The 14,822-nt window shown below is 43.7% G+C and carries 11 protein-coding genes, 1 pseudogene and 1 riboswitch; of the genes and pseudogenes, 1 reads left to right on the plus strand and 11 read right to left on the minus strand.

The window, feature by feature from the left end; genetic code table 11:
• Window positions 1-6: 6 nt before the first annotated feature.
• From ABD796_RS29890 to ABD796_RS29925, 8 genes and pseudogenes are all read right to left on the minus strand, one after another.
• Window positions 7-906, minus strand: coding sequence for a carbohydrate ABC transporter permease (locus ABD796_RS29890; protein ID WP_344915339.1), 900 nt, complete (start codon window positions 904-906; stop codon window positions 7-9).
• On the minus strand, window positions 903-2,354 hold the full coding sequence (locus ABD796_RS29895) for a HAMP domain-containing sensor histidine kinase (protein WP_344915342.1): 1,452 nt from the start codon (window positions 2,352-2,354) through the stop codon (window positions 903-905). Before ABD796_RS29895 ends, ABD796_RS29890 begins: the two co-directional genes overlap by 4 nt.
• A pseudogene (locus ABD796_RS29900) lies at window positions 2,351-3,039 on the minus strand (response regulator transcription factor). Before ABD796_RS29900 ends, ABD796_RS29895 begins: the two are co-directional and overlap by 4 nt.
• A 246-nt stretch (window positions 3,040-3,285) precedes the next feature.
• Window positions 3,286-4,437 carry an MFS transporter gene (locus ABD796_RS29905; RefSeq protein ID WP_344915343.1) on the minus strand — a complete coding sequence of 384 codons (1,152 nt, stop codon included), beginning with the start codon at window positions 4,435-4,437 and terminating at the stop codon, window positions 3,286-3,288.
• 206 nt (window positions 4,438-4,643) lie between these two features.
• Window positions 4,644-5,192: a TetR/AcrR family transcriptional regulator gene (locus ABD796_RS29910; RefSeq protein WP_344915345.1), complete on the minus strand. Its 549-nt coding sequence runs from the start codon at window positions 5,190-5,192 to the stop codon at window positions 4,644-4,646.
• 80 nt (window positions 5,193-5,272) lie between these two features.
• Window positions 5,273-6,274, minus strand: coding sequence for a VanZ family protein (locus ABD796_RS29915; protein WP_344915347.1), 1,002 nt, complete (start codon window positions 6,272-6,274; stop codon window positions 5,273-5,275).
• A gap of 293 nt (window positions 6,275-6,567) precedes the next feature.
• Window positions 6,568-7,089, minus strand: a complete 522-nt coding sequence (locus ABD796_RS29920; protein ID WP_344915349.1) for a TetR/AcrR family transcriptional regulator — start codon at window positions 7,087-7,089, stop codon at window positions 6,568-6,570.
• Window positions 7,090-7,267: 178 nt separating this feature from the next.
• Window positions 7,268-7,355: riboswitch (cyclic di-GMP riboswitch) on the minus strand.
• 19 nt (window positions 7,356-7,374) lie between these two features.
• Window positions 7,375-8,892, minus strand: coding sequence for an MFS transporter (locus tag ABD796_RS29925; RefSeq protein ID WP_344915351.1), 1,518 nt, complete (start codon window positions 8,890-8,892; stop codon window positions 7,375-7,377).
• Window positions 8,893-9,129: 237 nt separating this feature from the next.
• Between ABD796_RS29925 and ABD796_RS29930 the strand changes: the two genes are divergently transcribed.
• The gene (locus ABD796_RS29930) at window positions 9,130-9,741 is read left to right on the plus strand and encodes a TetR/AcrR family transcriptional regulator (RefSeq protein ID WP_344915353.1); all 612 of its coding nucleotides are present in this window, start codon (window positions 9,130-9,132) and stop codon (window positions 9,739-9,741) included.
• Between the two features lie 378 nt (window positions 9,742-10,119).
• Here the strand turns inward: ABD796_RS29930 and ABD796_RS29935 are convergent, their stop codons facing one another.
• The 3 genes from ABD796_RS29935 to ABD796_RS29945 all read right to left on the minus strand — a co-directional run bounded on the left by ABD796_RS29935 (window position 10,120) and on the right by ABD796_RS29945 (window position 14,810).
• Window positions 10,120-12,009 (minus strand): DNA/RNA helicase domain-containing protein, encoded by a 1,890-nt coding sequence (locus tag ABD796_RS29935; RefSeq protein WP_344915355.1) that lies wholly within the window; start codon window positions 12,007-12,009, stop codon window positions 10,120-10,122.
• A complete protein-coding gene (locus tag ABD796_RS29940; protein WP_344915357.1) occupies window positions 12,006-12,356 on the minus strand; it encodes a MazG-like family protein in 351 nt (116 codons plus the stop codon). The genes ABD796_RS29935 and ABD796_RS29940 overlap by 4 nt, the downstream gene beginning before the upstream one ends.
• 552 nt (window positions 12,357-12,908) lie before the next feature.
• A complete protein-coding gene (locus tag ABD796_RS29945; RefSeq protein WP_344915359.1) occupies window positions 12,909-14,810 on the minus strand; it encodes a Druantia anti-phage system protein DruA in 1,902 nt (633 codons plus the stop codon).
• Window positions 14,811-14,822 lie beyond the last annotated feature (12 nt).

A 14,822-nucleotide genomic window follows, 5' to 3' on the forward strand; every position in this document is an offset into this window, starting at 1 on the left:
TAGCACTTACTCCATATACGAGCGGAACATCCGCTCCGTGCGGAACAGCACGAACACGAGCGCCATAATGCAAAGCGCCATCAACACCGCCGCAGACGAAACTTTCTGAATATCAAGGGACAGAAACATATTGTTCATGTAATGCTGCATCATATAAATGCGGTCGTGCGGGTAAGCGCCGGCGACGAGATACGTTTCTCGGAACACCTTGAACGAATTCAGCACGGACATGAGCACGACCAGAAACGTCGTCGGCGTCAAATACGTGAGCGTAATGCCAAACAGCTTGCGAACAGGACCCGCCCCTTCCAGATCGGCGATTTCATAATATTGATCCGGAATGTTCTGCAGGCCGGCCAGGAACAGGATGACGTTGTAACCGATGTTTTTCCATACATAGACCAGCACGATTACAAAACCGGCCCAATCGGATTTCATCCAGTCGTGACGATCAAGGCCGAAATGCTCCAAAACCGCGTTTAATGCACCGTTCCAATCAAACAAAATTTGCCAAACCAGCACGATCGAAGCGACCGGAACAACAAGCGGCAGTACGTAAGCCGTGCGGAGCCAGTTTCGGAAAAAGATTCGCTGATTCAAGAGCAGCGCCAGCAAGAGCGAAACGACGACGAGGATCGGCACGCTGATCGCGGTGAACCAGAATGTGTTGGACGCCGCTTTCTGAAACGAGGAACTGAGGAGCAGTTCCTTGTAGTTGGACAACGTGAAGCTTCCTCCCAATCGGTCCTGGAACGAGCTCAGGACGCTCTGTCCGAACGGAATAAGATAGAAGATGGCAAATCCCGCCAAGCTCGGAGCCAGCAGCCAGATGGCGCTGATTGCCTCCGATCGGAAGAACCGTGCGATCCGGTGGCTGAAGGTACTTGGGATCGCCTCGCTCTTCATTCTCTGTCCTCCTCGGAAAGCATCAGTCGAAAGATGACGCCGGATTCTTCATTGCTCACCTCGATCTGTGCCCCATAGCTATTTAATATGTGCCGGACGATGGAAAGGCCCAACCCAAACTGACCATTAGAGCCCGTACGATACGGCTCAAACAGGCGCTCTAGCAGTGCTGCTTCCAGTTGTGGTCCGTCATTGCGGATTTCAATGATCCGCATCAGGGAATCGTTCACAGAAGCCGTAATCGAAATCTGTTGACGGGCATAGCGAATTTGATTGTCCAGCAGATTTTCAAACACGACCTGCCATTGGTCAACATTTCCATGGATGCGCCAAGAAGGCGGTTCAACAACCCAATGAATCTCCGGCCGACGGAAGCGCAGCCGCTCCACCGTTTCTTGAACCACGTCATCGACGTTAAACCATTGGTGGGGAACCTCGCGCGAAGAAACGTACTGCAGCCTGCTAAGCGATAACAACTCGTACACCCGCTCCATAAGCCGGTCGGTTTCCTGCAGGATGGTGTCCACGCTTCCCTCCAATGATCCTCTCGGGTAAATGCCATCTACGATGGACTGAGCATAGTTACGAACAATCATCACAGGGGTTTTTAATTCATGGGAAATATTTTGCAGCAGCGCTTGCTGCGTCTCATCTTGGCGCAGCAGCCGCTGGCGCATTTCGTCGAAGGCATGGGACAACCTGCCGATCTCATCCCTTCGTCCCGATTCGAACGGTTCATGCCAGTTGCCCTCTGACATTCGTTTCACCTGGCGCTCCATTCGGGAGAGCGGTCTGGACAAATACCGAGCAAGCCAGATACAAGGAATCGAGCTAAGCAGCAGCAGCACGATGAGGAACAAGAGCAAATTGCGGAACATCGTTCCAACCATCTCATTGCGATACTCGGCCCATGCATAGGAGATCAGCACGCCGGAACCGCCATTAATGGTTTTCGAGATGGAGTAAAAAAGGGTGTGTCCCTCCACTTGGACTGAGTTCGTCTCAACTTCCTTGACTTGCACGGCCGCTTCCTGCTCCAGTCGCTTGGTTAATGTATCGGGCAAGTCCCTATCAAGGTTTAAAAAGTACGGCTTTCCTTCCACCAATATGAGATGGCCGATAATTGGCCCCCCAATGTATCCGGTCGGCTGCGTTTTTTCAAATCGCCCGGCCATGCTATCGTCTTTCGGCGCTGCTTGATCCGTTGACAGGGGCAATGCTATCTCCAAAACGCCGCCTTCCCTGAAGTTGAGCTTCGCCCCTTCCTTGCCAACGATTTCCTGGACAAAGGTTAACTGCTGCTGAGAATCCCGAATCATCCCATAGATTTGCTCGGTAAAAAAGCTTTTTAGTAAATAGGGGAGAACCAAGGCCACAGTCAAGAACATGCATAACAACAAAGAGGCGAAGACGAACCATATTTTGATTGCCAAAGGCCAATGTTTCATCTTTTCACCAGCCTATAACCGAGGCTGTATAGGGTTCCAGCCGCAGCTCCGGCATTTTTTTGCGTAAACGCCAAATAAGATCGTCCACTACGCGGTCTGTGCCGAAGTAATCCCGGCCCCAAACCTCATTCAAAATGTGTTCGCGTTGCATGACCTGTCCGGCATGTGACACAAAATATAGCAATAGATCAAATTCCTTGGAAGTCAGCTCCACTTCTTGTCCCGAATTCTCCCTCACAATGCGGGCTTGTCTATCAATCGTATAAGGCGGATATTCGACATGGGCGAGAGGCGAAGCAAATCCAGTTTGAAGTATTTTTCCGTAAACTCGCTCCATCAGCTTGCGGACACGGATGATGAGTTCACGCGTCTGAAATGGCTTAGCCAAGTAGTCATCACTGCCCAACTCCAGGCCGTTAATCCGATCCAGATCGGAATCCCGCGCAGAAATGAAGATGACCGGGATGGACTCGTTCGCTTTCCGGATTTCGCGAATCAGTTGATAACCGTCCATGCCAGGCAGCATAATATCGAGTATCCAAAGATGAGGCTCTTGCGCAATCGCAGTTTTGGCTTCCCCGCCATCCGTGAAGGGCACGACATTCCAGCCTTCCCGCCGCATGTATGAACAAATAAGCTGATTTAAACTAATTTCGTCCTCTACAAGATAAATGGTATACATGATGATCTCCCCTTAATGTGGGTTCGTTACCAATTTATCAAAACATTTTGGCAGAAATATCTTAGAATTATCTGAAATTGTCTGAGTGGATATGAAGCGAACGCCCGCGCATGAACGAACCGACTTTGAGAATTTGTTGCCGACAGCAAAAATCCCGTCCGGCAAATAGTGCGGATCGGGATCGCTTGTTGTACACTTTTCGGTATAACGAATCATTCTTTGTCCTGCTATATGGTGCATTTAAGTGTCTTAATCATTACGCTTTAATATAGAAATCACTGCAAATACAGTAGCAAGTATGACGACTAAACCGCCAACCCAGCCAATCGACGATAAGGCTAACCGCTCTACTACCACTCCGCCCAAAGCTGCACCCAGGGCAACGCCAAGGTGGAAGGCGGATGAGTTCAAGCTCAGTATAATGTCGGTTGATTGGGGAGCCATAGTTACCAGGTAGAACTGTTGTGCAGGAGCAGTTGTCCAAGCTCCAAGCATCCAGAGTGCAAGAATAAACATGGCTCCTACAAAAGTAACCGCAGCGATCGGGAGGAAGAACAAGGCAATCCCATGAATCAATAGACTGACAATCAGTGTGGGAGCTATTCCCCATTTATCAGCGCCGTAGCCTCCAACACGAGCTCCAGCAACGGCCATTAAACCCATGCCAAGCAAGACGAGACTAATGGTATTGCTATTGAGGCCAGCATTCTCGCGTAGTAGCGGCGCAATGTATGTGGAAACAACGGAATAACCGGTAATAAAAAACAAGGAAGCTAACAAGCCGCTGATTACTTTGAAATCTTTGAGAACAGCCAATTGCTTGGATAAAGGAATCGTTTCTTGTCCAGACATTTCAGGTATTGCTTTTACAATCGCAATAATAGGAATGAAGGTGATCATTCCAAGAATCGCGAAGATCCAGCGCCACCCCATATATTCACCGATTAAGGTTCCAACAGGAAGGCCGACAACGAGCGCAAGACTCGTACCCATCAAGATCGTGCCAATCGCACTTCCTCTTTTCTCTGGAGGAGCAATTTGTGCGGCGATCCCCAAAGCCACTACCGCGAACACCCCCGCGCTCACACCCAAAATAGCACGGGATATCATCAATATAGTAAAGTTAGGGCTCAGGACAGCGATGACATTACCGATAAGGAAGATAAGAAGTGCCAGGAACAGCAGCTTTTTCCGATCTATTTTTGAAGTGAGTGCGATCAGAATCGGCGTTCCTACCGCGTAGGCTATAGAATACATGGCAACCAATTGTCCAGCCAAGCCAATAGAGACATTTATATCAGTGGCAACCATGTCCAGAATACCTGTAATAATGGATTCGGCCGTACCGACCACGGTTGCGCCCAATGCAAGCAAGTAAATAATCCAGTTGTAGTTCTTCATGTAAGAATTGTTCCCCTTTGTGTCGAATCTATTGTTTGAAAGCTAGTTTCTTCTTTTGGATTACCTCTCCCCCTACGAGAATCCGGACCTTGAAAATTCGATTGCAAAAATGAAAACCACCCCCTAAAATTTATCGAACGATCGATCAAAATACGTTAAAAAATATATCGAACGATCGATCAATTTAAATGAAATGAAAGAGCTGATTATACTTTAATAGCATCCCAGCTCATTTGAATCATTTTCTCAATATTTATTGAACTGAACTCATACGTCCCGTTTAAATACTCTTTTCCCATTTCGACAAAAGGCATACAGGAGTATGTAACCAATAGATTCGTTTCCAAATCCTTAAACAAGCCTTCTTTAATTCCCCTTTCAAACAAAGGGTACATCGGCTTAAACACGCCGCCATTTTGATCCTTGCAGTTTTTACGTATAAAGGGTGAGCCGATAAACTGTTCCATTAACAAAAAACTGTCCTTATGATGTAAGATATAATTTGAATAATTTCGCAGAATATTCTCAAACCCCGCTTTTACGGGCGTACTCTCTGTTACACCATGGAACATGAGCTGGTGCATTTGATCCTTGAGCAGAAAATACAATTTGATCAGCATATCCTCTTTGCTTTCAAAATAAAAATAAATGATCGAAGAAGAGATATTCGCCCTTTTAGCAATTTTGGATATGGAAATTTCAGAAAGGCCGCTTTCATTGAGAAGCTCAATCGTAGCCTGATAAATAAGGTTCACTTTGCTTTCCGATTTAGTTTTCATTCTCAAAATATAATCGAACGATCGATCAATGTCAATAAACGATCTGACTTTTGCATTTAGAATAACGATCTTGCTTTTTCTTTAATACGATTTATAATCATTTGTCCCTTGTTTACTTCTGTAAGCGTAATGTCCCACATCACGACATTGGTAGTCGGATTTGGGTCATCATTCCTTAATTTAATGGTAAGTTCATTTGCTCCGTTTAAAGGGATTTGAAACGTAAGCTGATTCGATTCACTGTTAGCCGATAAACCCAATGAATAAATTTCGTTGCCATCTGCAATAAACATGATGTCACTTCTCTCATTGCTTGCACTGTTGATGACATCATCTGGTATTGCGGCATTGCCTGCTATTCTTGTATATTTGCCATTTAAAAGATACGTAAACTCGTTAGTTCTTGTATTTTTTCTACTGTATACATTGATTTGAGGCTCCACTTTTTTTCGGGTTGAAGTAAAGCTTAAGAGGGTTTCATCCCACAGCACAGACCCATCTTTTAAGGCAAGTTCATTCAGGGCTACGACTTCACCGCCTCCCTTTTCCAAATAATCATTAATACCACCAACAATAGCAATGACTCCAATCGAAAGTACAATGGCCGTTAAGACGATTCGATAGATCCCTTTACATTTATCACGATCACGGCGCACTAACCGCTGTGCCCAAAATCCTACCGCCGCCCCTAATGTATTAATTATGATATCGTCAATATCAAAGGATCCTAAACGGGAAAGCATTTGTACAATTTCAAGGATCGTAATAGACAGAACAAATAAGGTTATAAATCGAATGAACTGACAACGATACAGAAGTGGGATGACCATTCCAAAAGGGATGAATGCTACAAAGTTGCCCAACTCAAAAAACCAAAGTCGAAAGTCCTTTCCCATTGGAAAGTGTAAAGGAATCCCTTCAGGTATTAGACTGTATCGCATGCTAGCATTTTGAAGAAAAGAAGCTCTGTTGAAGCCTATATACATAAAATAGAAGGTCAAAATGGTGTATAAGGCTAACAGTATTAGGGTGATTTTTCGTAGCTTTCCTTGATACATAATTACATCCTTTCATTTCTGCAAGCGACAGAGATACGTCCAATTCATTTTCGAATCGTTGCTACTTGGAGATATACATGTACAACTACGTACGATACATTTTAGAGGACAAAAATAAAATATATGTTAATCTTCTCTTAATTTTTTCTAATGATTGCCTTTGCTCCGATAGGAAGAGTTTGCTCCTGAATGACTCCTGCACCCGGGATATCACTCCCATCAATGGAAACGACCCGCAGATAGATATTGATTAATCAATTACTTTTGTTGCAAAATAAATAACCCTCGGACGGTTATTTATTTTTGTTGAACGCAAACAGCTCGGGAAGATCCAAAAAGTACGAAATGTTGCACATCATGCCCATCGCGATAAAAGTCGTTGCGTTTTTTTCTGCATCGGGTATGCCTGCTGCTTTAAACTCTTCCAGGACATAAGCTCTGATGCGGGATAACCCCTCTTTGGTTGCCGTCCGGATTGTTTCTTCAGTGATGCCAATACCGATCACCTGCAAAGCGATCTCATTGGGATATTGGACCGACAATTCTTCATAGGCTTTGGTCATGTCGTTGTCCAGTTGCTCCGGACTCGACTCGACATTTTTAAACGCTTGGAGGATCCGGTCAAACGCTCGATTCAAAACGGCGATGAACAGTTCCTCCTTCGTCGTAAAGAAACGAAACACATACGGTTGAGAAATCCCGGCTTTCTCTGCGATAAGGGCTGTCGTGGTGTTATAGTATCCGCGCTCGGCGAATACCTCCAAACCTGCCTCAAGGATTTCCTCCTTGCGGTCCTGTCCTTTCGACCTAACCATAGCAAGCTCCTTTCGTTAGTAATTGATTAATCACATTATACCCGTCGTTCAGCCCCAACACAAGGGGCGAGCTCGTATGTTGGTCGATCTATCTGGTCATCCAGATGCAAGTCAATCAAATTGCAACGCTTATGCTTGGGATATAACAAAACACGACCTATAGGCCGTGTTTGGCAAATTAGGTAGCCCGGCAGTCATCACTTTAATAGTGAGAAGATCCGTGGCTTGGCGTCACTGCCTTACGGTCAGTTTTGCCACCTTCATAGTTACTCCCACTGTGAATAGCTACAACAGGGTTCCTTCCTTGACTTGCGACCGTTCAGAATCCTTCCTGGGGAGAAAAATCAAGGATAGAATGACACCGACACATGCGATCCCTGCACAAACCAACAACATGGAGCCCATGCCAGTAATAAAGGCATTTCTGACGGCATGAAGCAGCGAGTCCGACTGCATTTGGTTAGCTACCGCTACACCGACAGATACACCATGTTCAACCTTTTCTACGACATCTGCCGAAAAGGAGGGAAGGTCAAGATTCTTCATGTAGATATTATTGATGATGGTTCCCAGAATAGCGATACCGATCGTTCCGCCAACTTGTCTCAATGCCATAATCAAAGCAGAACCGACTCCGCTTCGTTCGGCAGATAAAGCACCAAGGGCCGCATCCATGGATGTGGGAAGGGAAAGCCCGAGGCCAATACCTGTAATCGCGATCCAAAAGGCAACGAATAGGTAAGAACTTTCCAGGCCGGTCAGTGATCCGACGGAAATCCCGATCGCCATAACCAAGAAGCCAAGTGCGACAAGATATTTTCTCCCCAGCTTCTCTGCGATACTGTCGGCAACCTGAGCGCCTACAATTAAGCCGCCAACTAAGGGCAGAAGCCGTAGGCCGGTTCCCAGTGTGTCGGAACCTTGAATAGCCTGAAAAAACAGCGGCAGCGAAAAGAGCAATCCAAACATAGCGAAATTCACAACCGTTGACAAAATAGTTCCCCATGTAAAGCTTGAAGAACGGAATAACGAGAGCTGGATGAGCGGATGCTTCGTTTGGTGTTGCCATACAATAAACCCGATCAGGATAACAAGTCCAATCAAGAACGTAGTCACTACGGATGAATGTGTTAAGCTTGTTTCTCCGGCTTTAATAAAAGCATAAGTAATGGCGCCCAGACCAATACCGGATGTTAGGATGCCCAAATAATCAATTTTTGGTGCATCGGCACTTCGCGACTCCGGCATAAGAAATGCAATGGAAAATAGACCCACAATAACAAATGGAACGTTAATCAGGAATACGGATCCCCATTCAAAATGCTTTAACAGCAGCCCCCCGACGATCGGCCCCAATGGAATTCCTATCATATTAACAGTTCCCCACAGCATCATGGCCCTTGTACGTTCTTTCCCTTCAAATAAAACGGGAACGATTGACATGGATAGCGGCATTAAAAATGCCGATCCCAGCCCCAAAACAACACGCATGGAAATGAGCATTTCAGGAGACGTTGAATATGCACATCCGATCGAGCCAATTCCAAAGATCACCAATGCGATGATGAGCAGCTTTTTTCGACCAAACCGATCGCCGAGCAAGCCGGCCGGCAACAATAATATAGCCAATGTAAGGTTAAAAGCATTGGCAAACCATTGCAGTTCACTGGTTGTGGCATTTAAAGCAGTCGCCAACGTAGGCAATGCCACATTCAAAATTGTCATGTCGAGCGCCACCGTAAATAGTGCACAACATAATGCCGCGAGAATCCACCATCTTTTATTATTCTTGTTCATATCCATTTCATTCACCCATCCTTCTTACGAAATGAAGATACCCTTACCATGGTGTAACTCTTAACGCCATTAAATCCCGTTTACTTTCGTACATTTGTCATGTTTTTTAGACAGTTGAGTTTATCTCACCTCATTTTAAGGTACGGTACGTATCGTTACTTTCTCATTATGATATATGGTTTTCATTCAAAATGCAATACAATATGTAGAGAGAAGCATTGGATCACGAAAGGATGAATGGATATGGCAAAGGAAAAGCGTGAGGAACAGCATGCTCCTTCCAGACGGCGCGGCAGTATTTTGGAGGATGCCATACTACAAGCTGCATGGGATGAACTTAACGATCATGGCTACGCCCGTATGTCCATGGAGGGAGTTGCCGCGCGGGCACAGACTAATAAAAATGCGTTATACCGTCGTTGGCCCAGCAAAGACAAACTTGTCATTGCCGCCTTGAGCCGCTTTGTGCCAAAACCTACCCTTGCTGCTACGGACACGGGCGATCTACGCCAAGATATGCTTACTCTGCTCCTAAGCATCATGAAGCCGCTACAAATGATCGGAGCCGAAACGATACACGGTATCATGCTAGAAGGTTACGGAAAAGATCTTTTCTCTTCTTTACCGCAACACATGAATTCAGATAAAGAAAATAATCTGATGACGATTATAAGAACGATTTTAGAAAACGCGGAGAAACGCGGAGAGGTCAACCTGAAAACAATAAGTACCCGAGTCCTTTCCCTTCCGGTAGATTTGATTCGTTATGAATTTCTCACTACGCATGAGCCGCTGTCGGATCAGGCTATAGCGGAAATTGTTGACGATATTTTTCTACCGCTTGTCCGCGAATGACGAACCATGGGCAACATTCAATCAACACGGCAAGCGGGTTTCCGCTCCGAATAAAAACAAAAAGACCCTCTCAGTGAAGAGAGGGCGATCCCACATTAACTTCTCATTCGTTTTTTCCGTTCCAAACTAATAGTGAACAGCACTCCACATGTGTCGAATGGGCAGAGTCAACAATTAGATGGTAAAAAAAAATATAAACAATCACCAAATATTGTTATGTTAAATACTTAAGCTAATATAGGCCTCAAGCAGACTCTTTTTAATCTGGCAGTCTTTATTGAAATCATCTAAACTCAACATTCTACTCGGCATTCGGACCTGCAAATGTGCCCAGCCTTGCATCGTCGAAGTCCTTGTAATGAATTCATAAATGATAAATCACGAAATCGCAGCCGAACTTTGGATGACCAATCGCCTTTGCAAATACGCCTTCAGATGGGGGTCTACACAGTAGATGTAGCATCCCTTCGTTCCCCTGGTCATTAATGTCCTGTAGGTGTTCCGTATAATTTGATCGGCCATTCGGAGCGCCTCGTCCTTATCTTTCTTATACAAGCTCTTGAAGCCTGAAAGAGACTTATCCGTTTTCGCACGTTTGAACGGATCGGTAACGATGCGGTTATTTTCGAAATACATATCTTCACCAATAATGACACCGACATAATCGAACTCAAGCCCCTGCGAGGTATGTATGCAGCCGACTTGCTCGACGGATTCTGGGTCGATCGCCCAGGTAGTCGTATTGCCAAGGTTCCAACTCATAAAAAATTGATACTGATCCAATTGGATATCGTGAACACCAGGGTTATTCTTCCCATCCGTCTTCCAATCCCAGCAGTACCCGGCCAACAATCTTGCCTTGTTATTCATCTGATTCTTACTGAAGATCTCGTCTCGTAATTCATTCGGGTCATCATAGAGTCGAATTTCATAATCGAAATCGAATCCATCCGCGTTTGCCGTTTCACGGATTTCCAATACGTCTTCTAGCCACGCCAGGTATCCATCGGATCCATTGCATCGGAATTGGGAAGCCAACGTCAACTCCGTAATATCCGCATCCATCTGTTCGGCATACCATCTAATCTGCTCTTTGCTACCAACATCGTGCATCGCGATCTTCTGATATTCGTCAATAAAAAATACAGAAAACCGAGCAGCACGGATGATCTCCATCGTTTGATTAATTCCTTTATTTTTGAACAGACCCGATTTTTCGTTTAATCGATGAGCTTCGTCAACGACCAAGCAATCGAATTCATTAGGCAGCGCTTCATAGTAGACCCCCGATCCCTTAAACAAGTTATCAATGACCGATTTTTTTACGTTTTGCTGCAGCTGTTTCATGTATACCGCGCGAGGTGCACTGTTCTTGGTTACATATTGGCAGATTAGTTCTCGCGCCGTAAGCTCTACCAAAAGATTAATGCCGAGAACCGACTTTCCTGTCCCCGGCCCTCCTTCGACGATCAAAACTTGTTTCTTGCCCGACTGAGCTTGCCGCGCCAATTTTATAGCTTCCTCATATACGACTTTCTGATCGTCGATCATGATGAATTCCTGATTTCCTTGCAGCATACTGACAAGAGAATCCTGTAGCGACTTGGAGGGTTTAATTTTGCCGTGTTCAATGAGGTAAAGCGATTTAGTTCTATCGGTTTTTTTAATGTAGGTCGAAATAAATCCTCTTAACTTTAGAGCATCTCCCTTCGAGAAGACAGGGGCCTCCTGCAAATATCGATCGTAGACAGGATGCAATAGAGGGTCATTATCGCTCTGTACATAGTTATGCAAATAAGCACAAGGATAAAGTTGGACCGCTTCGTTTTGTACTGCTTCGTTATAATCGCAAATCAGTTGCGCATAAGACCATGCCTGAAACGAAGGATGCGGCGTTCTCGTCTTTGTTCGGTTAAAAAACGTTTCAACGATACCGTCCGCGTCCTCAATCGCTTCAACGCTTGTCCACTGCTTAAGCTCGATAATGACAACGGAATATTGATCCATTTCGTTCAATCCCGTGATCATGAAGTCGATTCTTCTTGAGGAAGCCGGAACTTTATATTCGATCGCGATACCTACATCATCCGGAATTGTTGGAGTGTTTAATACTTTATAAAGGTAGTTCATGGAATTGTTCCATGCATTTATCTCTCCTATCGAGACCCTACCGACTTTTTGCACAAACTTGTTATGTATCTTTACCGCTATACTGTCTTCGGTTACGTCGTTCATAAATTGTTGCTTAGTCGATTCATATATAATCATGGCATTCTCCCATACTCATTCAATGCCGTGTACTTTTGCGAACTCCCTTTGGATTTAGCTATCGGATATTTCTCTGCGTTTTTGTTAATTTTCTGAAGGATTGCATCCATTACGTCTACATTTAAATCATACGCGAGCGTTAGCGTATAGATGAGAATGTCTGCAATTTCGTCCCGCATGTCGGAATAATTCTGATCTATGGCCTGTTGGCTATTTTTCCATTGGAAAAGCTCCAACAGTTCGCTCGACTCCAACGAAATAGAAAGAGCCAGATCTTTAGGATCATGGAATTGTTTCCAATTTCTTTCATCTCGAAATTGAATGATTTTTTTTATAATTTCGTCCATGTGTACCTCCGCCATGTCGATTCAATCTCAATCCCCAACACTTGCTCTGCAAGATCTACAAGCTCGTTCTCTTGTAATTCGACACTATGAATGGCAATCCTCCAATTTGTACCCTTATAGAGGAATTGGAGCACTTCGAAGTAGATGCTTTAAAAATCATTTAAGGTTGGTTCAACCATTTGCATGCCACATCTGCTATTAGAGCGGATCAGATATATAAGTTTTCAAATCGAATTGTCATTAAAAAGTTCGGTCATTTAAAACCTGCGATTTTCACAAATGTCACTAAAAATTTACGTATTTGCTTAACGATTGAATTACAGGCACATCCTCATAAAAAGGATGGTCGTAGCTTACCAGCAAATTGGCTTTCCCTATTTGGGCATACGGGGAATGTACTGGATAAGGTAAATATTCGATTCTCAAGGCGTACTGAGGATTCATTCCCTCTGCCTCCCGTTTCAAATTCGGGGTCAAATCGGCCCCCCGAATCTATTGACTTCAAAAAATAAAAAGCTGACCCAGGAGTCTCCCTAAATCAGCTACAAATCTTTAATTACCGTTCAATTTATTACCCAATAAAAAGTTGTCAATATTAAAGTAACTTAATTGTTGTATTACCCTATGATTTTCAATCCTCATCGATAACCAGCGTTCTCTCCAAAATCCACAAATTTCCTCAGTCGTCTGAACCGGAGTATTTTGCCATAAGTAATAATCTGGCCTATCCTCTTCGCCTCGCAAGTACTCATACGCATTCTCAGCTAACTTGATGCCATATACGATTCTTTTAAAACTGTGATTAAGCAAATGTTCGGACGGGAGTCCTAGCGCATCTAACCCTGCCCGTATCAAACGCATTCTAGGGCTAGTTCCTTCCCCGAAAGTATTACTTACTATACGTCTCCCATGTATTTTTGTAGTTAATTCAGAAAATGACTCAACTGTTTCATCAGAAATATATACGGTACCAAAACCTTTAGTGAGTCCTAATGATTGATACCCAATCTTATTTGGAGGCTCGCTACTATTGATAGCATGGGATGGAATATATAGTCTGTTGTATTGACTACTTCCGGACTCGTAAAGACTTGTTGTTCCTAGAAAAACTAACTGAGCAGGTTTGATAACAGGCTCACCTTTCATTGCTGAAGCAATTACTGACACCTGATTTCTATATTTTTCTTCGTAAGCTCGGATGATTTGAGGGCTCATCATCAACAATGCAGTCAGTTTACCTCCCAACAAAAAGTTGTATGGTGGTACCGCGCCGCAAACGATAATATCCATCATATTCGCGCCAACTTTTTCTTTTTTATTCGACTGTAGCGCTACAGATAAAGCTGATCGTCCACGTGAAGTTTGTACAAGCTGTTGCAACGACTCTTGGGGTTCATTTAAATTTAAATGATTAAAAAAGTCCTGTGCCTTGAATAACTTAAGAAGCGTCTTAGCCCGTTTTTTCTTATAAAACAAACCACGACAAACATTATCCCAATCAGCATTATTAATATTTGAAGTAATTTTAGGAGCTTCTGCAACCGTATCACTTTCACTTTCCAAAAACTCATTTAGATCATTTATATACTCATTAACATTCAAGAGATTTATATCTTCATTTATTAAATCTCGTGACTGAATTTCTAATATTGATCTTTCAATGGAGTGCGATAAGCCATTTACTACTTGTTGAGCAGAAAGTTCGTCCATGTTTTGAAGACGTTCCCGCAAGCTTTCGATGGTCCATCCTATTTCGTTATCGCGGCAAGTTATCTGTACGATACTGCTGCCGAGAGCAGCAATACCTATAACTGGATGATACTCCTGTGCAGAATCTCTCACTAAAACAAAAATGTTTCTCCCTGGTGTAGGCTTATGAGGTAATGTCCATGTTAATCGGAAATATCTCCAAATATCTAGAAGCCTATATCCGGTATGCTCATCCCGATCAGTACTACTCTGTACAATTTGTAAGTAGGGTCTTATTGCATCCCCCTTTTGTTCTTGAATAGTACTTAGAAGTCGATTAACAGGTGCAGTTAAACTCTTTATAGACACCACTTTCCCCTTATATTTTTTGTATCTTTCCATTCTAAATATAAACTTTTTAAATGAATCACTCTCTAATTGCTTGTTTCTTTCATAGAATAATGCCTCTCTAAACCACTGCTTTTTTTCCATATTTTCTGGTGTTTCAGGATGATGAATGCTCACTGTTTTGTCTTCAATTTTCAAGTCCCATCCCTGTAGAAATAAATCTCTTAACAACAGCAATAAGCTTCGGAACTTAATGCTATCTAGAATTTCATTATCCTGCTCTGAAATTATATTTGTGATCCAATGAGCCCTTTCCTCCCCCTCAGGGATGTCTAGAGCCTGTTTTAATATTTCATTTAGCTTCTTCAAGTTTTCTTCAGATAGAGAAGGCTGTAATATGGTTTTTCTATTAATCATCAACTCTCACCT

Origin of the sequence: Paenibacillus hodogayensis (genome assembly GCF_039536325.1) — a bacterium.
Lineage (GTDB): Bacteria > Bacillota > Bacilli > Paenibacillales > NBRC-103111 > Paenibacillus_AB > Paenibacillus_AB hodogayensis.

Bases quoted from the DNA above. Each gene is read 5' to 3' on its own strand.
- ABD796_RS29890 (WP_344915339.1), bottom strand. From the start codon at position 906: ATGAAGAGCGAGGCGATCCCAAGTACCTTCAGCCACCGGATCGCACGG.
- ABD796_RS29895 (WP_344915342.1), bottom strand. From the start codon at position 2,354: ATGAAACATTGGCCTTTGGCAATCAAAATATGGTTCGTCTTCGCCTCT.
- ABD796_RS29905 (WP_344915343.1), bottom strand. From the start codon at position 4,437: ATGAAGAACTACAACTGGATTATTTACTTGCTTGCATTGGGCGCAACC.
- ABD796_RS29915 (WP_344915347.1), bottom strand. From the start codon at position 6,274: ATGTATCAAGGAAAGCTACGAAAAATCACCCTAATACTGTTAGCCTTA.
- ABD796_RS29920 (WP_344915349.1), bottom strand. From the start codon at position 7,089: ATGGTTAGGTCGAAAGGACAGGACCGCAAGGAGGAAATCCTTGAGGCA.
- ABD796_RS29925 (WP_344915351.1), bottom strand. From the start codon at position 8,892: ATGGATATGAACAAGAATAATAAAAGATGGTGGATTCTCGCGGCATTA.
- ABD796_RS29930 (WP_344915353.1), top strand. From the start codon at position 9,130: ATGGCAAAGGAAAAGCGTGAGGAACAGCATGCTCCTTCCAGACGGCGC.
- ABD796_RS29935 (WP_344915355.1), bottom strand. From the start codon at position 12,009: ATGATTATATATGAATCGACTAAGCAACAATTTATGAACGACGTAACC.
- ABD796_RS29940 (WP_344915357.1), bottom strand. From the start codon at position 12,356: ATGGACGAAATTATAAAAAAAATCATTCAATTTCGAGATGAAAGAAAT.
- ABD796_RS29945 (WP_344915359.1), bottom strand. From the start codon at position 14,810: ATGATTAATAGAAAAACCATATTACAGCCTTCTCTATCTGAAGAAAAC.